The organism is Schwartzia sp. (in: firmicutes) (assembly GCF_978017985.1).
The window spans coordinates 1-18,737 of the sequence record NZ_CDXDFU010000091.1 but is presented as its reverse complement, the minus strand read 5'-3'; the positions used below and the strand labels follow the sequence as shown (position 1 = coordinate 18,737).

The following is an 18,737-nucleotide window of genomic DNA, read 5'->3' as shown; positions in this document are numbered from 1 at the left end:
CGTGGATTTTTTTGATATTCTTCAAAATCACGCGGCTGTGTTTCTTCTTGTAGTGATGAGAATCAGTGGAATTTTCATCATGGCTCCGTTCCTTGGAAGTATAAATATTCCGCAATATGTCCGTGTCGGTACGGCTCTTGTGATTTCTATTGTGATGTTCCCATCGGTTGATGCTGTTTCGGGAACACAGCCAGTTCCGCCTACGGTCATAGGGTATGCGGCGCTTGTGCTTAAGGAGTTATTCGTCGGCTGGCTTATTGGTTTTGTGGCTTACGTTTCATTCGCGACGATCCATATGGCCGGTAAGGTCATGGATATGCAGGTAGGCTTTTCCATCGTGAATGTTATGGATCCAACTTCCGGTCAGCAGATTCCGCTTATCGGAAGTTTTCTTTATAATCTGAGCGTGATTGTCTTTCTTGTTACAAATGGGCATCATGTTCTTCTTACGGCACTGATACGCAGCTTTCAGAGCGTCCCGCTTCAGTCAATGTCAGCGGACCCTTCCATTGCGGAGCTTATTACACGGTTTACAGTAGGTATTTTCACAACGGGCATGCAGATTGCTCTTCCTGTTTCCTTCGCTATTCTTTTGACTAACGTTGGACTGGGTATACTTGCAAGGACTATGCCGCAGCTTAATATTTTTGTTGTCGGTGTTCCTTTGCAGATTGTTGTCGGTTTGTTTATGCTTTCGATTGTGGTGCCTTTTTATGTTTTATTCCTGGATGTGTTGTTCAATGAAGTGTATGGAAACATCTCCCTTGTCCTTAGGGCAGTTTGACAGGAAGTTTGTCTTCGACCTTCAGCTTTTCGCGGGTGAAAAAACAGAAGATCCTACCGCGAAACGTCAGGCGGATGCACGGAAAAAAGGACAGATACCCCGAAGCACTGAGCTCAGCGGCGCGTTTGTAATGCTTGCAGGCTTTTGGGGATTAAAGATGTTAGGCTCATCGGTATATGACGAAATATGCAACTATATGACGTATATTTTCAGTCATATGAATCAGAGCATTGATACTGAGACCGTGATGCAGCTTTTTATCGGGATTATCATTATTCTCGCTAAAACAGCGTTCCCTATCATGGGAATTATCATGGCAATCGGCCTTTTTATCAATTTCATGCAGGTAGGAATTAATTTCACAACGGAGCCGCTGGGATTCAAATTGGACAAGCTGAATCCAATCAACGGCATGGGCAGGCTTTTTTCAAAAAGAGCGCTTGTTGAGCTTGTGAAATCATTGTTTAAGATAGCAATTATAGGTTCCTTCGTTTATAACTTTCTGAAGGACGAAATTCTGCAGATACCTAAGCTTTTGTATCTGGACCTGGGAGCGAGCCTTCCTAAGATTGCGGATGTAATATTTCTGCTGGCGTTCAAAATCATAGGCGTCTACTTCATTCTTTCATGCTTCGACTATGCTTATCAGAAATGGGATAATTTCCAGTCTCTGAAGATGAGCAAGCAGGAAGTCAAGGAAGAGTTCAAGCAGATGGAAGGTGACCCGCAGATCAAGGGTAAGATCCGTTCCAAACAGCGTGAAATGGCAATGTCACGTATGATGCAGGAGGTCCCGAAGGCGGATGTCATCGTAACAAACCCGACGCATTATGCGGTTGCGCTGAAATACGAGCAGGGAATGCAGGCTCCGCAGGTTGTGGCCAAGGGGCAGGATTATGTAGCTAAGAAGATAAAAGAAAAGGCACGCGAGGCAGGCGTTACGATTGTTGAAAATCGTCCGCTGGCACGTGCGCTGTACGCTTCCGTAGAGATTGGAGATATGGTCCCTAAGGAGCTTTATAAATCAGTTGCGGAGGTTCTGGCGTATGTTTACCGCCTGAAGCACCGCCGTTACGCATAAAGATTTTGAATCCGCGCCCGCGGGTTTGAAAAGAGGAGAAAACGACAGTTATGGCAGAGAAGGGTACGGCCGGAGGGTTAATACAACGATATAGTGATGTTATTATTGCAGCAGCAATCATCACCATTGTATTGATGATGATTATTCCTCTCCCGACAATGCTGCTTGATCTTCTGCTGTGCCTCAATGTCACTTTGGCACTTACTATCGTACTTGTAACGATATATAACGTAGAGGCGCTGGATCTTTCGGTATTTCCGTCTCTGTTGCTTTTAACGACACTTTTCCGGCTGGCGCTGAACGTTTCTTCCACGCGCCTTATTCTGCTGGAAGGATACGCCGGCGAGGTCATTACTGCATTCGGCAATTTCGTTGTCGGAGGTAATGCTGTCGTCGGTTTTATTGTGTTCGTAATCCTTATCATCATTCAGTTTATTGTTATCACCAAGGGTGCTGAGCGTGTTGCAGAGGTATCGGCACGTTTCACATTGGATGCTATGCCCGGTAAGCAGATGTCTATCGACGCGGATCTGAACCAGGGGGCTATCACTGATGCCGAAGCAAGAAAGCGGCGTGAGAAGATTCAGCGTGAAGCGGATTTTTACGGAGCTATGGACGGTGCTTCCAAGTTCGTAAAAGGAGACGCGATCGCAGCTATCATAATCATTATCATAAACATTACCGGCGGTTTTATTATCGGCATGGTTCAGAGAAACATGACGGTAACACAGGCTTTGCAGAATTATACGCTGCTGACCGTCGGTGAGGGTCTGGTCAACCAGATTCCGGCGCTTATGATTTCAACTGCGACGGGTATTATTGTTACCCGTGCCGCATCCGAGGGAAATCTCGGAAGCGATCTTGTAAATCAGCTGTTCAGAAATTCCCGTGTGTTCTTTATAGTCAGCGGAGTCCTGATTCTGATGGCAATTGTTCCGGGTCTTCCGGGTATTCCGTTTACATGTCTTTCCTTGATTTCGGCGTTTATCGGCTATTCGCTGAAGAAGTCGCAGGCAGTGGCCGAAGAAACAACAACGACGGCGAAACAGGAAAAGAAGAAGCAGGAAGCAACCAAACCGGAAAATATTGTATCCCTGCTGCAGGTTGATCCGATGGAGCTTGAAATCGGCTACAGCTTGATTCCTCTGGTAGATACAGGGCAGGGCGGTGACCTTCTTGAGCGTATCGTTATGATTCGACGGCAATGCGCTCTTGAACTCGGTCTCGTTGTTCCGACCATCCGTATACGAGATAATATTCAAATTAAGCCAAATGCTTACATAATCAAGCTGAAGGGTATAGAAATAGCAAAAGGCGAGCTCATGCTGGATCATTATCTTGCAATGAATTCGGGAACTGTGTTTGAAGAGGTTCCCGGCATTGAGACAACGGAGCCGGCTTTCGGCCTTCCGGCACTCTGGATTGCAGAAACTCAGCGCGAGCAGGCAGAGCTCAATGGATATACGGTTGTTGATGCGGTATCCGTTCTTGCTACGCATCTCACTGAGGTTATTAAGGCTCATGCGGACGAGATTCTCGGACGTAAGGAGACACAGGATCTTGTGGAGAATCTCAAGAAGACAAATCCGTCTCTGGTGGACGAGGTCATTCCGGAGCTTATGAATGTAGGCGAGATCCAGAAGGTATTGTCCAATCTTTTGCGGGAACGCATTTCTATCCGCGATATGGGTACTATTTTCGAAGTGCTTGCAGATTACGGACGGGCTACAAAGGACACGGATATTCTTACCGAATATGTCCGTCACGCCATGGCGCGTCAGATTACACAGCAGAATCTGCAAAACAATGTCATTCCGTGCATTACGCTCGATCCTGCAATCGAGAACCGCATTGCAGGCGCTGTTCAGAGAACCGACCGCGGTTCTTATGTAAGCATGGAGCCGGATGTCATGCAGAGACTGCTTACAGCGCTTAACACAGAGCTTACAAAGCTTACTAATATGGGCTATCAGCCAATCGTTCTTACGAGTCCGGCGGTCCGCCCGTATTTCCATAATTTGGTGGAACGCTCAATACAGGGCATCATCGTTCTCTCTCATGCGGAGATTGAGCAGAGCGTAGAGCTTCAGATTCTTGGGGTGGTGAAAGTATAATTGCGTGTAAAAGTATTTAAAGCCGCAGACCTTAAAGAGGCAATGGCTATGGTAAAAGATGAGATGGGGCGTGATGCGGTCATCCTTCATACAAAGCGGTATCGTCAGGGTGGGTTCCTGGGATACAGAAGCAAGGAGGTAGTCGAGGTAACCGCTGCTCTTGAAGATACACCAAAGAGATCGAAGGCAAAGGCTCCAACGGTTTCAAGAATTGAGGCGCCTATCCGCCCGGCAGCTCCGGCACGTTCTTCCCGCTCCTCGCGTTCATCAAGAAATTCACGCGCGGTATCAGCTGTTCAGATGACGTCAAAGCAGGCACCGCGTCAAGTGCTTGCACAGTATAAGACTGCAGGAACAGCGGAGGGGGTTTCTCTGGCACGTACTTCAGCCGAGCTGATGGACAATATGACGCAGGCTTCTGCTAAGAACATGGATATGGGATATATGGCTCCTGAAGAGAATGTCGGATTTGTTCCAATGGAACCGCGTTCTATGGAGACAAGGACATTGAGTAATATGGAGCCCATAGAGCCGGTTCGTCCGCTTCGTGCGGTGGGTCGCACTATGCCGGTTCAGTCTGCATCTGCAGTGGCTTATGATACACAGGATTATGCGGCAGTGCCTGAACAGCCGTTGTATCAGCAGGAGCCGGTTCAGCAGGCATTTGTGCAGGGTCCTGTTCCGGTACCCTTTGAAGCTGAACCTGCGGCAGCACCTCAGGAGGAGGTCAAGCCGCATATTGTCAAACCTGAACCGGAGGCAGCAAAGCCTGCTGTGCAGCCGGAACCCCAGGTGGATAAGGGCGAAGAGAAGATACAGGCTTTGGAAGACGAGCTTGCGCAGATGCGTCTCATGCTCAAACAGGTTATGGGCCAGACGCATGCTGAGAATGAAATTGTTACGCTGCAGGATGCCCTCAAGGAGCAGGCTCTCAATGAGCAGGTCATGCAGGATGTAATCAGAAAGATTTCACCGGCAGCCCTTCTTGCCCCAAAGGATTCTGACGAGGCGATGAAAGCTCTCAGCGAGTATCTTCATTCCTCAATAAAGACAGGAGACGGTATCGGTCTGAAAGATGGCCGGCCTAAGATTGTAGCTCTTATCGGAACGACAGGTGTCGGAAAAACGACAACAATCGCGAAGATTGCAGCGAGGTTTGTTCTCGAGCGCGGAGTCAATGTAGCACTTATTACGGCAGATACTTATCGTATTTCCGCGGTCGATCAGCTAAAAACATATTCAGATATAATAGGGCTTCCTCTTGAGATTGTTTACTCGGCAGCGGAGCTTAAGCCGGCACTCAGAAAGCATAAAGGCAAACAGCTTATTCTGATAGACACGGCAGGACGCAGTCAGAATAATGATTATCAGATGCAGGAGCTTAAGGAATTCCTGGCAGTAGACCCGTCCATAGAAAAGCATCTCGTAATGAGTGCGACGACTAAAGAACGGGATGCTGAAGCTATAATGGACCGCTTCTCCATATGCAAGCCGGACAGAGTCATTTTCACAAAGACAGATGAGACAGACAGCATGGGATTTGTTGTCAACCTTCTGTATGACCGCCGCGTTGCCCTTTCGTATCTGACGAACGGACAGAGCGTGCCGGATGATATTGAACCGGCAAAACCTGAAGCATTAGCAAAACTTTTACTGAGGTAAAACGATATGGATGATCAGGCGGCAAGCCTCCGAAAGCTTGTACAGGACAAAACTGAATATGAAGCTCCGAAACAAAGCTCAGGGCAGGTATTTTTGCAGCCAAATCAGACCGGCCGTCAGACTTCACAGCAGGGTACGTCCGCAGCCGGCACACAGCCTCCGTTCTACTGGATGCAGCCAAAGCAGGCTTCCGGTGTATCAGGTGAACCGGTGAGAAATCCCATGGTATATTCGGGTTATTCCTCAGGCACGGCTCCGCAGAAGATAAATGCACAGCCCGCTGTGCAGTCGGGAGTAACTGTTTCTCCTATAACTGCACGGAAGCCGGGTGTTCCATATGTTGCTCAGCCGTTTGCACAGCCGACAGCAGCAAGCCATGTAATAGGGGTAGAACAGCGGAATTTTCAAAAGGCGGTACATGATAAAGGTGCACGTATTGTTGCGGTTACAAGCGGCAAAGGCGGTGTCGGTAAGACAAATCTTACCGTAAACCTTGCAATTGCGATGAGTATGGAAGGCAAACGGGTGCTTGTCATCGATGCTGATTTTGGAATGGCAAATGTGGATGTTGTACTGGGAACTGTTTCGAAACATCATTTGATGCATCTTCTGCAGAACGATATTACGCTTGATGATGTTATTGTGCACGGGCCATACGGCGTAAATTATATCTCCGGAGGCTCTGCAATTGAGCGTGCTGTTGAGTTTACACCGGCCGAAAGACAGATACTTTTGGAAAAACTTGGTGCTTGCGGAGACATTGCAGATGTGATTTTGATTGACACAGGCGCTGGTTTAGGTCAAAATGTAATTGAGTTTATTTTGGCTGCAGATGAAGTTGTTCTTGTTACGACTCCTGAACCTACAGCTTTGACTGATGCGTATGCGGTTATGAAGGCATATAACACGCATGCGAGGGTTAAAAACATGAAGCTGGTCGTAAACCGGATATATGACGAAAGGGAAGGCCAGGATGTTACAGCGAAGCTGAGACGTACAGCGGAAAGATTCCTGTCAATGCGTCTTCCTTCGCTTGGATATATATACGAGGACCGCAATGTAATGAACGCGGTAAAAAAGCAGGCACCTCTCTTGATTGCGTACCCGAATACGCTTGCGGCAAGGTGCGTTCATGCGGTCGCGCAGGGAATTCTTTATGGAGGAAAAAAATCCATTAACCTTGGGTGGAGAGGCTTTTTGCAGAAGCTGTTGAAATCCAACGGTAAATAGGGAAGGAGGGGAAGCATGAACAATGATACAGAGAAAGCCGAAAAAATTCTAAAAATAGGACAAAGGCTTTCCTTCTATATGGACAGCGACGAATCCTATTCGAGCCGTATAGAAGACATACAGTCCTCGGAAATGATTGTTGCGATGCCTATGGACTCAAAAAGGGTTCCAATCATTCCGCCGGACGGTGCACATCTGTACGGTGCTGTTCTTTTGGAGCACAGCCAGTTCCGCTTTTTCTCGGTTTTCAAGAAGAAAGGGATGCTGAATAACGTCCCGTGCTGGTGGATTGCAAAACCCGAGATACTTCAGCGCTACCAGAACCGCCAATTTGTTCGTGTAAAGGTCAGCCTTCCCCTTTCGGTTCAGATAATGAATGATGAGGGAGGATTTGACCCGCCGAAGATGACAAATCTTATTGATTTAAGCGGCAGTGGTCTGGCGTTTGTCTCAGACAAGAAGGTTCCGCTGGAGCGGCAGGTCATCATGGAGCTGCATAATCTTCCTGACATAGGGACTCTTCAGGTAATGGGAGTTGTGCAGAGATGCACGGAAATAGAGCTCGAGCCGAAACGTAAAATTTACCAGGTTGGTGTGAGAATGCTCGATCTTACACGTCCTATCCGAAATCGTCTGGTGCACTTCATTTTTGAGTTACAAAGAAAAGAACTTGCGAAGGGGCTTAACTTGACAGGGGTGCAGGAAACATGATTCGAGTACTTGTAGCGGATGATTCCGCATTCATGCGTATGGTTCTGTCCGACATGTTCAAGAAACAGCCGGATTTTGAGCTCGTCGATACCGCGCGAAACGGTAAAGACGCTATAGAGAAGGTCAAGAAATACAATCCTGACCTCTTGACACTGGATGTCAACATGCCGGTCATGGACGGACTTCAGGCACTTGAGATTATCATGAAGGAGTGTCCGCTTCCGGTAGTCATGTGCAGCAGCATGACAAAGGAAGGAACGGACGCTACAATCCGGGCTTTGAGCCTCGGAGCTGTTGATTTTATTAATAAGAGCGGCGGATCGGTATCAGCGATTGACACCATTGAGATGGAAATCCTGACAAAGTGCCGGGCAGCTGCCTCAGTAAAAATTAAAAAGAGAACTTGTCCTATAGTTTCGGCGGGGAAGAGAGAAGAGGCTTCACGGAAAACAGATTTTCCGCTGCGAAAGCCCTGCTTCACACCGAGACAGGCGCAGTCAATGCCTACGCAGACTGCACGGCCTACAATTACTTCTGCTGCAGTACCGCGGCCTTCGAGCGGGTCAGACCCAAGAAAGAAGATAGTTGTGCTGGGTACTTCTACAGGTGGGCCGAAAGCGCTTCAAACCGTTGTGGCAGGACTTCCAAAGGATCTGCCGTGCGGGGTCTTGATTGTTCAGCATATGCCTCCGGGATTTACAAAATCATTGTCGGACAGGCTAAACGAAATTTGCCAAATTTCCGTGAAAGAAGCTGAAAATCATGATATCATAGAGGCAGGACATGTTTATATAGCGCCGGGAAATTATCATATGACGGTAATGCCATGTTCACAGGGACGTGAGATTGTACTCAATCAGGACCCGCCTCTCGGAACGCTTCGTCCGGCGGCAGATGTTTTATTCAAGTCAGCAGTCCAATTTGGGACTGATGTGGTTTCGGTCATTTTGACCGGAATGGGGCAGGATGGTGCTGTCGGTATGAAAGAAATCAAACAGGCCGGAGGCTATATAATAGCCGAGCATGAAAGTACCTGTGTGGTTTACGGAATGCCGAAAGCTGTTGTAGACCAGGGAATAGCAGATGAAGTTCTTCCGCTTCAGGAAGTAGCACCGGCTATTGTGAGAGCAGTTAAAAACTAAGGACAGAAATAGGGGGAATAGAAATGGACACCAATCAGTACATGGAGATGTTTTTGGAAGAATCACGTGAACATTTGCAGTCGCTGAATGACGGGTTGCTCGGATTGGAGAACGATCCTGAGGACTTGTCTATCCTGAATGATATCTTCCGAAACGCACATACCATTAAGGGCATGTCCGCTACTATGGGATATACAAAAATAGCAGAACTTACGCATGACACGGAGAACCTTCTTGATATGCTCCGTAAGGAACAGCTGAAGGTTTCTGAGGATATTGTCGATACTCTTTTCAAATGCGTAGATTCACTTGAACAGATGGTTGAAAGCGTTGGAGAGGGCGGACCTGAGGACGTTGTCGATGTAAGTGAGATCGCGGCTAAACTCAGTGCAATGGTGAAGGGTGAGGCTGCACCTGCGGCAGCGCCTGCTGCTGAAGATGCTGCGGCACCTGCTGCTGCGGCTGCGCCTGCTGCACCGTCGATTGAATACGACGATACGGACAAAGACGTTATCAAACAGGCTCTTGACAGCGGAATGCGTGCGCTTCACATCAATGTAGCACTCACTGAAAGCTGCGTATTAAAATCCGCACGTTCGTATATGGTCATGAATTCGCTGGATCAGCTCGGCGATGTAGTGAAATCTGTTCCTCCTGCTGAGGATCTTGAGCAGGAGAAATTTGAGCATTCTTTTGATATCGTTTTTGTTACGGATGCAGAGCCTTCGGCAATCGAAGAAAATCTCATGACGATTTCAGAAGTTGATAAGGTAGTAATCACTGATGTTGCTGAAGAGCTTAAGGCTCAGGAAGCAGCGACAAAGACTCCGACTCCTGCGGCTGCACCTGCTGCAGCGGCGGCAGCCCCCGCTGCACCTGCTGCGTCTAAAGCAGCTCCTGCGGCTGCACCGAAGAAAGCAGCTGCTCCTGCAAAAGGACCGGAAAAGAAACCGGCTAAGGGCGGTCAGTCAGTCCGTGTTGATATTGACAAACTTGATAACCTGCTGAATCTTGTTGGAGAGCTTGTTATAAATAAGGTTCGTCTCGAGCAGATTGGTATTACGCACCGTCTTACTGAGCTCACTGAAACGCTTGAGCAGATGGACCGCGTAACGACAGATTTGCAGACGGTCGTTATGAAAGTCCGCATGGTCCCTGTCGGACAGGTATTTAACCGTTTCCCGCGTATGGTCCGTGACCTCACGAAGGAATTGGAGAAAGAAATCAACCTTACTATTGAGGGTGAGGAAACAGAGCTCGACCGTACCGTTATCGATGAGATCGGCGATCCGCTGATGCATCTTTTGAGAAACTCTCTTGATCATGGTGTTGAGCTTCCTGATGAACGTGAAGCAAAAGGCAAACCGCGTGCCGGTGAGGTTGGACTTATCGCGCGTCATGAAGGCAATAATGTTGTCATCATGGTCACTGATGATGGTAAGGGTATCAATGCCGATGTTATCCGCCGCAAGGCTGTTGAAAAAGGTATGGTTACCCAGGAAGAGGCAGACAACCTGAACGATGCGGATGCTGTCCGTCTTATCTTCATGCCGGGCTTCTCCACTGCAGAACAGATTACAGATATTTCCGGACGCGGCGTCGGTATGGACGTTGTCCGCAGCAAGATTGAAACTCTTGGCGGTCACGTAGACGTTGAAACGAAGGTTGATGAAGGCAGCGTATTCAAGATTAAGCTTCCGCTTACGCTCGCTATTATTCAGGCTCTGCTTGTCAAGGTTCAGGAAGAAATGTATGCAATTCCTCTTGGATCCATCGACAGTACGATTAATATTAAACAGGAAGACATCAAGACGGTTCAGAATAAAGAGGTCATCGTCCTCCGCGGACAGATCATTCCTATCATCCGTCTTGGCAATATCCTCAATGTTCCGGTACAGGAAGGCGAAAAGAACGATGACATTTTCGTTGTTGTCGTACACCTTGGCGAACGCAAAGCCGGCATTGTGGTCGACAATCTTATCGGACAGCAGGAAATCGTTATTAAAACGCTCGGTAAGCTGCTTGCAGGTCTTAAAGTCATTTCCGGTGCGACGGTACTCGGCGATGGCCGTGTAGCGCTGATTCTTGATGTCAGCGCATTGATGTGAGGAAAGGAGTCCTAAAGATGGCTACACCAGAGAATAATGTTCAGGTTGAGAATGAGGTTCAGGTTGTCGCTTTTAAGCTCCGCGATGAGGAGTATGGTTTTAATATTCTGAACGTAAAGGAAATCAAGGGTCTTACGGATATCACGCGTGTTCCGTTTGCGTCTGATTTTATCAAAGGCGTTATCAATCTTCGCGGAAGCGTTCTTCCTGTTATCGACCTTAAGAAACGTTTAGGTCTCCAGAATACTCCGTACACAGAGGATACACGTATCGTTATTGTTCGCAGTGACGATATTGAAGTCGGTATGATTGTTGATGCTGTAACAGAGGTTATTACTCTTGATACAGCGCACATTGATGCCGCAAAGGTAGTTGACAATGAAACCAATCGTTTTATAACAGGTATCGGCAAAGAAGATGACCGTCTGATTATAATGCTGAATCTGGATGCGATTATCGGGCTGCAGGAAGAATAACAGCCCATAACGGAAGAGAGGAGGCAGAATATGCCAGACGATATTATGCAGTTAACTCCTACGCAGATGGATGCACTGCGTGAGATTGGCAATGTCGGTGCAGGCAACTCAGCGACAGCGCTTTCGCAGATTATTAATCACCGCATAGACATGAATGTGCCGGAAGTATCTATTGTACCTCTGGGAGAAGTCCCTGACCTGGTCGGAGGCCCTGAGGCTATGGTAGTAGGCGTGTTCCTGCGTGTTTACGGGCAGGCGCCGGGCAACATTCTGTTCCTGCTGCCTGCGGAAAGTGCGTTTTATCTTGTTGACATGCTCATGGGAAAGAAACGGGGAGAGACTCAAAATCTTGATTTTTTAGATGAATCTGCTTTGATGGAAATCGGCAACATTCTTGCCGGTGCTTACCTCAATGCATTGTTCAATCTGACAAAACTTTCTCTTCTTCCTTCAATTCCGGCACTGGCAATGGACATGGCAGGAGCTATTTTGAATGTTGTCCTCATACAGCTTGGCCAGATGGGTGACCATGCATTGGTTATAGAGACTGAATTTACCACTGATGAGGAGGGAATCAAGGGGCACTTCTTCCTTGTGCCTGATCCGGGTTCCTTGGACACGATTTTGACAGCAGTAGGAGTGTAAATTATGGCAGATCTTATTAAAGTCGGCATGGCCGATTACAAGGTCGGCCGTGCTCCCGCAACGATTATAAGCTATGGGCTCGGTTCCTGTATCGGAGTGTCGCTATATGACCCACAGGCAAAAGTAGGCGGTCTTCTGCACATTATGCTTCCGGACAGCACGCAGTCTCGCGCCAGCGAGAATCCTGCGAAGTTCGCTGATACCGGTGTGCCTCTGCTCCTTAAGGATGTTCTTGCACTGGGTGCATCCCGCAGCCGTTTGGTTGCAAAAATGGCAGGCGGAGCACAGATGTTTGCGTTCGCAAAAGCAACGGACATCATGCGTGTAGGCGCAAGAAATGCAGAAGCTGTCAAAGAGCAGTTAAAATCGCTCGGCATTAAGCTTATCGCAGAAGATACCGGAGAAAACTATGGACGTACCGTACAGATTAATCTGGAAAACGGGGTATATACAGTTAAAACGATGGTAAAAGGCGAGAAGGAGATTTAAGTGAGCGAAATCAGTACTACTTCGGCGAAGGGGGAGGCCGGGATTGGTGCGAAACCGAAACTGGAGCCGCCAAAAGACAGATTGAAAGAGATGGAGCAGTACTTCAATGAAGAGGATGTCCGATTCAAGGTTGGAATTGCTCTTGTTTCTGCAGTTTCGGCAGCTGCGGTTATTATAATCTCCGGCATACATTCGGAACGTTTGCTGGAAGTTATCGCTATGCGTTCTATGGTTGGTTTTTTCCTTGCCGGCGGAATTGTATTTTTGGCCCTTTTGTGGCTGGACGATGTAGGAATACCGCTTTATGTAAGTCATAATCATGAGCTTCAGAAGGCTTGGCTCAGTGAGCCGGAGGAGGGGCTTTCGGATGATTCCGTAAAGGCTTCTGATGCACAGAAAGCTGCTGATCAGGAGACAGAAGCACCTGATAACTCCAGGGAGGAAGCACATGAAATGCAGGAAAGAGAGGAGCAGTCTTCGTTTGCTCCGCTTGATGATTCTATTGAGCATGTGCATACAGCAGAATGATGAGAAAATACTCGGTATATAACAGGCCATGAAAGGGGGAGTCGTTTTGGGAGGTTTAGAAGAACTAAGCACCATCGACTCCCTTTGGTTGTCTTTTAAGAAGGATCATTCAAAAGAAGCCAGAGACCGGATTGTTGAGTCCTATATGAATCTGGTGAATATCATAGCGGGACGTCTGGCTATCAGCCTGCCTCCGCATGTAGATCGTGATGACCTCATAAGCAGCGGTTTTTTTGGGCTTCTTGATGCGGTCGAGCGCTATGAACCTGACAGAAAGAATAAATTTGAAACGTACGCATCGGTGCGTATACGCGGAGCAATGCTTGATTATCTCCGCTCCAAGGACTGGGTACCGACGTCGGTACGCGCAAAAATAAAAAAATATGAAAACACTGTTCGAGAGCTTGAGAATTCCTTGGGGCATAATGCTTCCGATGAAGAGATAGCGGATGCGATGGGGATTACCATAGATGAATTGAATAAAACCGTATCGCAAATGAATGTTGCAACAATTATTCCGCTGGACGACTATCTGCATGCAGAAACAATACAGGAGGATTCGGACTGTCCCGGTGCGAACCTTGAAAAGCTCGAGCTCCAGGAAACGCTAGCAAAGGCCATCCATAGGCTTCCGGAAAAGGAAAAGCAGGTGGTCTCTTTGTATTATTATGAAGAACTTACGATGAAGGAAATCAGCCTTGTCCTGCATCTTTCAGAAGCCCGCGTCTGCCAGCTGCATACGAAAGCTATTTTCCGTCTGCGCGGTTTTCTGGCACGGACAAAGGATACCCTGGTCGATTGAGATAAATAAGCTTAAGGAGAGTTTTTCGGAGATAAACTCTAAACCCTAAGACATTATATATTCAATGGAGCATATTCTTGTGCGTTTATGAATATAAAACGAGGAGGATACATCATGGATGAGAATGAAAAGATCTCAGAGGTTGGAGGCGAATCAGCCGGCTATTTGTTCGAATTTAAGTCGGATGGTGTTTATCTGACCGTGTATCCGAATACCGACAGCGGAATTTTATTCGAACTCTCGGATATGAGGCAGATTTTGAAGGACTATGGCGTTGCAGATTATGATATAGAACTTCTTGCCCGTACTGTACGTACCGCTGACGGTGTTCCATGCCGTCTGGCAGAACGTTTTGTGACTCCTATTGAGGGGGAAAAACGGGAAAACGTCATGGTAGAGGAAAAGGTTCAGGAAGCTGACGATAGGGAAACCATGACCTTTTCCGTAGACGTCTCGAAAGACCGCATGACGGCAAAGATTCACATAGACCGCGATGCTGCAAAGAAGCCTCCGACAGAGGAAGCTATACTTGCAGCTCTTGCTGAGCGCAGAATAACCTTCGGTATCGACAGAGATGCCATTCGAAACGGTTTGGATCACGGCTCGGAGTTTACGGCCGCAAAGGGCGTTCCACCCGAAAACGGTGCAGATGCAAAGATTGTCAAGAATTTCAGCCTTGCGGATAAGGGCAGACCGGCAGTCAATAAATACGATCAGGTCGATTATAAAAACATGAACCTTTTCGTGCTTGCAAAAAAAGGACAGGTTCTCGCAGAGCGCATTCCACATACACAGGGCGTTCCGGGAACAAATATTTTTGGTGATGAGATACGCCCGAAACCGGGCAAACCAAAACCGGTACCTGCAGGCAAGAATACGGAAGTCCGTGAGGATAACCTTGTCGTTTCCCTGATTGAGGGACAGATTGTTGATGAAGGAAGCAAAATTTCCGTTGATCCGAAGCTTACGATTCAGGGTGATGTGGGTGTAGGCACCGGAAATATTGATTTCGTCGGCGCAGTAGACATCGGCGGAAGTGTCCTTCAGGGATTTGTTGTAAAAGCAACAGGAGATATAAATATAAAGGGTATGGTCAGCGGCGGCGTCGTGCAGGGCTACAATGTTTACATTGCAGGCGGTGTGCAGGGCATGAACCGCGGCGAAGTGCGTGCAGAAGAGGAAGTGCGGGCGGCATTTGTCGAGAATGCGAAAATTGAGGCCGGCGGTGGTATATACATCACTGATGTTGCACTTCATTCCGACCTGCGTGCAGGAAAAGTGCTCGCAGTCGAAGGCAAGCGCGGGCTTGTTACAGGCGGCTATCTGGCAGCAGGTGAAGAAATTCGTGCAAAGACTATAGGAAATACGCTTTTTGTAGCGACCAAGCTTGTTGTCGGAGTCAATCCGATGCTTCAGCGGCGGTATCAGGAAACATGCAAGCAATATGCAGAGAATAAAAAGAAACTGTCACAGCTTACAAAGGCGCTTAATACACTGGGCAAGATTGACGTATCAAAGCTGCCACCTGAACGCGCGGCACAGATCAGTCAAATGACACGTTCGCAGTTCCCATTGGCAGGGAAAATAGAGCGTGATGAAAAACTTATCCATGAGCTTGAGGCAGAGATTGCTCAAATGCGCGTCGGACGTATTCGTGTAGCAGATAAAATGTATCCGGGTACGAAAATAATCATCAACTCTATCATGAAAAATATTCAGACTGAGGAACAGCATTGTACACTCTCAGTTGAGGATGATGAAATCAAGGCAGGGCCGTATTAACCATAGTCAAGAGAAAGAGTGAGGAAGATGGATGTCAGCCCGATGAGTCTGCAGATGATTGTGCCGCGTGCCAATGATGCGGCGCAGGTGCAGCATAACCTTAATCAGCAGGTAAACGTTCAGCAGAGCTTTGCCGAGCTCCGTGATAAAGCAGAAATGCAGATGAAAATGGAAACGGTGCAGAAAAAGGACGAAGCTGAGGACGGAAAAATTAAAGACGATCCTGACCATCACAACGGTCAGGGCGGTTACCAGGGCAGCGGCCGCCAGGGTTCCCAGGAAGAAGAAGATGCTCCTCAGGAGCGTATGGCGGTGGATATGTACCGCGGACATAATATTGATATTTCATTTTAATGGATAGAGGACAGGTGGATGTCTACGGAGATTTTAGGTTTTTTTATAATAATGGGGGCCTTGGTGCTTGTTGTGCTCCGAAGAAATGACTGGCTGAAACTCCTTACGGGGGAAACTCAGCACAGTCATTTTGATGATGCGGAGGAAGCTTCCGCTAAGCTCAGATATGAGCTTCAGCATTCAGCAGACCAAATCATTTCCAGAATGGGACTGCATATTGAACGGCTCGAACATCTCGTTGCGGAAGCGGATCAGCGTTCTCATGAACTGGAAGGAAAATTAATACAGCTTGAGGAGTCATATCAGCGGCTTCTGAAAAGAACTGAAGCGGAGCCGGTAAGGCGCGCTGCCGCGCAGTCAGGACTCATAGAGCACAACAGACAGGATGCGTACGTGCAGCATCCTGTTTCGGGCGTGGAATTAAGACATATGCCTTTGGCCCAGGCTGCACCGCAGGGAATACCCGGTGAACATGGAGAACATCAGCCTTTTGCGGATATGCTTGAGGAATCTATGACATTTACCGACAGCACTGATGGCTATGAGCAGCGTGCCAGAGCCACGCACCCGGGGTATGAAATGGATCCGGAAGTATTTGTATCGCCAAGTGTTGCCGATGTGGTAGGACTTCCGCTTACTCCTGAAGAAGCGGCTGATGTGGAAGCGGCTACTGTGATTGAGCCTGCGGAAGAGATGCAGCCCATGCCTGAGGCAGATTTTGCAGCGGAACCTCGTCAGCAGATTCCGCAGAGAGTGGTTCAGCAGATGCAGCCACCTCAAATGATGCCACAGCAGCCGATGATGCAGAGCCCACAAATGGATGCACAGACACGGCAACCAATGATGCAGAGCCAACAGATGGAGGCACAGCCTCAACAGGTGTTTGCTCCTGTGGCGGCTGCGCAGCCGACAGCCGGGCAGTATGCTCCCGTTGAGGAGGAACATAAAACTGATACGTCCTATGACCTTGCGGCATCATTGAAAAATTCTGCTATGGAGACAGCGGATACTGTGCAGGAGGCTGATGAAGCAGAAGCACAGGAACCGCAGGAAGCTGAGGAAAAACAGGATAACGCCGAGCAGGAGGAAAAAGATCGTCAGGCTGTGGAGGAAGCAATTCAGCTTCATGGCGGCGGTGCTTCAGAACGGGCCCGTGAGCTGCTGGCAGAAGGGAAAAGCGTTGAGGAAGTTGCCCGTGAAGTTCATCTCGGGCGAGGTGCCGTCGAGCTTATAAAGCAGATGGAAATGAGCAGGGACAGCACGAAAAACGCTTAACTAACAATAAAAAATATTGACAAGCCAGGCTCCGAACGCTATAATATTGCTTGTTATCGGGGCATAGCGCAGTTTGGTAGCGCACCTGGCTTGGGACCAGGGGGTCGCGTGTTCGAATCACGCTGCTCCGACCATTTTTTTGCGATAGTAGCTCAGTTGGATAGAGCAACGGCCTTCTAAGCCGTGGGTCGGGGGTTCGAATCCCTCCTGTCGCACCATTTGAAATCAGAGACTTCGGGATTATCCCGGAGTCTTTTTTGTATGTGTGACATTAGTTAACAGAGGATAAAATATGTCTTTATGAACAGTGAAATCTTAAACAATAGAGATATAACAATATTTATGCTATAATGGTGTCAGGTTAAGACAATATTATAGCTTTGGGGCAGGCTGCATGGAGGCAGACTGCATGACCGATGGAAGCGGAAAGGGATATCCGCGGGAACAGCATGGAGGTAATTAAAATGTTCGAAGGAATCGGTACTATTGGGAGCTATGCGAAGCAATGGAAGCTTAAACGCATGGCTAAGACGAAAATCAGCACAGGACAGACCGTTGATTTGAATCGCAGGCAGTCTTTTTCGTCCATTATTACAAAGATTGGGACGCAGGAGCTCAGTGGGACGAAAAAGACAACAAGGTCTATGGCTGACAAGGCCAAGACAAGCTCTATCAAGCAGAAATTGAAACAGGGCAAGAAGCTTTCGGCACAGGAGCTCAATCATCTGAGAGAAAAAGAGCCTGCGCTTTACGAGAAGGCGAAAGTAATCCAGTCTGCGCGCGAAGAGCTTGAGCGTGACCTGAAACACTGCAAGACGAAGGCTGAGGTGCGAATGGCGCTTCTGCGTGCAGGTATGAAGGTAGAGTCGCAGGCGGCTATGGCAGATGCGGCAGCAGCGGGCGCTGCCATGAACGGAGCTGCTCCGTCAGCGGGAGGATCCGCAGCCGGAACTGCAGGTGCTGCGCTTAACACAGGCGGCGCGGCATCAATGGATACGGAAAATATCGGTGCGGAAGGGCAGCCGTCCCAGAACATGACCGTTGCGTGCGACGCAGAGCATGATGGTATGGCTGCCGGGAATACTGTGAACGGTACAGATGCCGCGCAGGAGAACCGGACCGCTGAACAGAAACTTGAAAATACAGCAGAGCGTATATTCAATGAAAACAAGAACTCTGCGGTCAGCACAGGGGTATTGCTGGCGGCGTTGGATGCTGCGGAAAATTCGGGAATGGATATGCCGCCGACACAGATGCTTATTATCCGCGCCCTGCAGGACGAGTACATGAAGTTTCTTCAATCTAAGGAATATGAAGAGCTTCCTGAAGATACAGCAGATGTGGAAAAAGGATACCGCATGGAGCCCGACAAGGCAGAGGCTCACAGGCTGGCTGCCGCGTGTGATATTTATCTGGGGATGGCGGGAGCAACGGACAGTAAAACTGCAGGGCTTTAAGTGGTGTATCAGACAAGCGAAAAATTCAAAACCGGGCAGCCAGCAGGCTGCCTTGTTTGACTTCGGAATGATTTTGAAGCAGTTGAATGCTACAGAT

Annotated in this window: 17 protein-coding genes and 2 tRNA genes; all 19 read left to right on the top strand. The window is 48.3% G+C overall.

All coding sequences use genetic code 11. The features are described from left to right. The first annotated feature begins 1 nt into the window (after nt 1). Entirely contained in the window at nt 2–784 is a 783-nt protein-coding gene (gene fliR / locus ACY69O_RS04135; RefSeq protein WP_462332203.1) for a flagellar biosynthetic protein FliR, read from the top strand. Continuing rightward, on the top strand, nt 741–1,865 hold the full coding sequence (gene flhB / locus ACY69O_RS04130) for a flagellar biosynthesis protein FlhB (protein ID WP_462332202.1): 1,125 nt from the start codon (nt 741–743) through the stop codon (nt 1,863–1,865). Before fliR ends, flhB begins: the two co-directional genes overlap by 44 nt. A 50-nt stretch (nt 1,866–1,915) precedes the next feature. Next, nucleotides 1,916–3,979: a flagellar biosynthesis protein FlhA gene (flhA, locus tag ACY69O_RS04125; RefSeq protein WP_462332201.1), complete on the top strand. Its 2,064-nt coding sequence runs from the start codon at nt 1,916–1,918 to the stop codon at nt 3,977–3,979. Continuing rightward, nucleotides 3,980–5,641, top strand: a complete 1,662-nt coding sequence (locus ACY69O_RS04120) for a flagellar biosynthesis protein FlhF (RefSeq protein ID WP_462332200.1) — start codon at nt 3,980–3,982, stop codon at nt 5,639–5,641. Nucleotides 5,642–5,647: 6 nt separating this feature from the next. Beyond that, nucleotides 5,648–6,871, top strand: a complete 1,224-nt coding sequence (locus ACY69O_RS04115; RefSeq protein WP_462332199.1) for a MinD/ParA family protein — start codon at nt 5,648–5,650, stop codon at nt 6,869–6,871. Between the two features lie 15 nt (nt 6,872–6,886). Then, nucleotides 6,887–7,582, top strand: a complete 696-nt coding sequence (locus ACY69O_RS04110; RefSeq protein ID WP_462332198.1) for a flagellar brake protein — start codon at nt 6,887–6,889, stop codon at nt 7,580–7,582. Next, nucleotides 7,579–8,724, top strand: a complete 1,146-nt coding sequence (locus ACY69O_RS04105) for a protein-glutamate methylesterase/protein-glutamine glutaminase (protein ID WP_462332197.1) — start codon at nt 7,579–7,581, stop codon at nt 8,722–8,724. Before ACY69O_RS04110 ends, ACY69O_RS04105 begins: the two co-directional genes overlap by 4 nt. Before the next feature lie 23 nt (nt 8,725–8,747). Beyond that, nucleotides 8,748–10,832 (top strand): chemotaxis protein CheA, encoded by a 2,085-nt coding sequence (locus tag ACY69O_RS04100; RefSeq protein WP_462332196.1) that lies wholly within the window; start codon nt 8,748–8,750, stop codon nt 10,830–10,832. A gap of 17 nt (nt 10,833–10,849) precedes the next feature. After that, a complete protein-coding gene (locus ACY69O_RS04095; protein ID WP_462332195.1) occupies nt 10,850–11,308 on the top strand; it encodes a chemotaxis protein CheW in 459 nt (152 codons plus the stop codon). A 30-nt stretch (nt 11,309–11,338) separates the two neighbouring features. Next, nucleotides 11,339–11,953, top strand: coding sequence for a chemotaxis protein CheC (locus tag ACY69O_RS04090; protein WP_462332194.1), 615 nt, complete (start codon nt 11,339–11,341; stop codon nt 11,951–11,953). A gap of 3 nt (nt 11,954–11,956) precedes the next feature. Continuing rightward, the gene (locus ACY69O_RS04085) at nt 11,957–12,442 is read left to right on the top strand and encodes a chemotaxis protein CheD (RefSeq protein ID WP_462332193.1); all 486 of its coding nucleotides are present in this window, start codon (nt 11,957–11,959) and stop codon (nt 12,440–12,442) included. Beyond that, nucleotides 12,443–12,970 (top strand): hypothetical protein, encoded by a 528-nt coding sequence (locus tag ACY69O_RS04080; RefSeq protein WP_462332192.1) that lies wholly within the window; start codon nt 12,443–12,445, stop codon nt 12,968–12,970. It begins immediately after the preceding gene. 46 nt (nt 12,971–13,016) lie between these two features. Beyond that, on the top strand, nt 13,017–13,772 hold the full coding sequence (locus tag ACY69O_RS04075) for a FliA/WhiG family RNA polymerase sigma factor (RefSeq protein WP_462332191.1): 756 nt from the start codon (nt 13,017–13,019) through the stop codon (nt 13,770–13,772). Between the two features lie 114 nt (nt 13,773–13,886). Then, entirely contained in the window at nt 13,887–15,554 is a 1,668-nt protein-coding gene (locus ACY69O_RS04070; RefSeq protein ID WP_462332190.1) for a DUF342 domain-containing protein, read from the top strand. A gap of 27 nt (nt 15,555–15,581) precedes the next feature. Next, entirely contained in the window at nt 15,582–15,908 is a 327-nt protein-coding gene (locus ACY69O_RS04065) for a hypothetical protein (RefSeq protein ID WP_462332189.1), read from the top strand. Nucleotides 15,909–15,926: 18 nt separating this feature from the next. Next, nucleotides 15,927–17,183, top strand: coding sequence for a hypothetical protein (locus tag ACY69O_RS04060; RefSeq protein WP_462332188.1), 1,257 nt, complete (start codon nt 15,927–15,929; stop codon nt 17,181–17,183). Nucleotides 17,184–17,240: 57 nt separating this feature from the next. After that, a tRNA-Pro gene (locus tag ACY69O_RS04055) sits at nt 17,241–17,317 on the top strand. 7 nt (nt 17,318–17,324) lie between these two features. Further along, nucleotides 17,325–17,401 (top strand) — tRNA-Arg (locus ACY69O_RS04050). Between the two features lie 231 nt (nt 17,402–17,632). Beyond that, nucleotides 17,633–18,640, top strand: a complete 1,008-nt coding sequence (locus ACY69O_RS04045) for a hypothetical protein (RefSeq protein WP_462332187.1) — start codon at nt 17,633–17,635, stop codon at nt 18,638–18,640. Nucleotides 18,641–18,737: the final 97 nt, after the last annotated feature.

Coding starts and splice junctions, on each gene's coding strand:
- ACY69O_RS04110 (WP_462332198.1), top strand. CDS start 6,887: ATGAACAATGATACAGAGAAAGCCGAAAAAATTCTAAAAATAGGACAA.
- ACY69O_RS04095 (WP_462332195.1), top strand. CDS start 10,850: ATGGCTACACCAGAGAATAATGTTCAGGTTGAGAATGAGGTTCAGGTT.
- ACY69O_RS04070 (WP_462332190.1), top strand. CDS start 13,887: ATGGATGAGAATGAAAAGATCTCAGAGGTTGGAGGCGAATCAGCCGGC.
- flhB (WP_462332202.1), top strand. CDS start 741: ATGAAGTGTATGGAAACATCTCCCTTGTCCTTAGGGCAGTTTGACAGG.
- ACY69O_RS04085 (WP_462332193.1), top strand. CDS start 11,957: ATGGCAGATCTTATTAAAGTCGGCATGGCCGATTACAAGGTCGGCCGT.
- ACY69O_RS04100 (WP_462332196.1), top strand. CDS start 8,748: ATGGACACCAATCAGTACATGGAGATGTTTTTGGAAGAATCACGTGAA.
- ACY69O_RS04065 (WP_462332189.1), top strand. CDS start 15,582: ATGGATGTCAGCCCGATGAGTCTGCAGATGATTGTGCCGCGTGCCAAT.
- ACY69O_RS04060 (WP_462332188.1), top strand. CDS start 15,927: ATGTCTACGGAGATTTTAGGTTTTTTTATAATAATGGGGGCCTTGGTG.
- ACY69O_RS04105 (WP_462332197.1), top strand. CDS start 7,579: ATGATTCGAGTACTTGTAGCGGATGATTCCGCATTCATGCGTATGGTT.
- ACY69O_RS04090 (WP_462332194.1), top strand. CDS start 11,339: ATGCCAGACGATATTATGCAGTTAACTCCTACGCAGATGGATGCACTG.
- ACY69O_RS04115 (WP_462332199.1), top strand. CDS start 5,648: ATGGATGATCAGGCGGCAAGCCTCCGAAAGCTTGTACAGGACAAAACT.
- flhA (WP_462332201.1), top strand. CDS start 1,916: ATGGCAGAGAAGGGTACGGCCGGAGGGTTAATACAACGATATAGTGAT.
- ACY69O_RS04045 (WP_462332187.1), top strand. CDS start 17,633: ATGGAGGTAATTAAAATGTTCGAAGGAATCGGTACTATTGGGAGCTAT.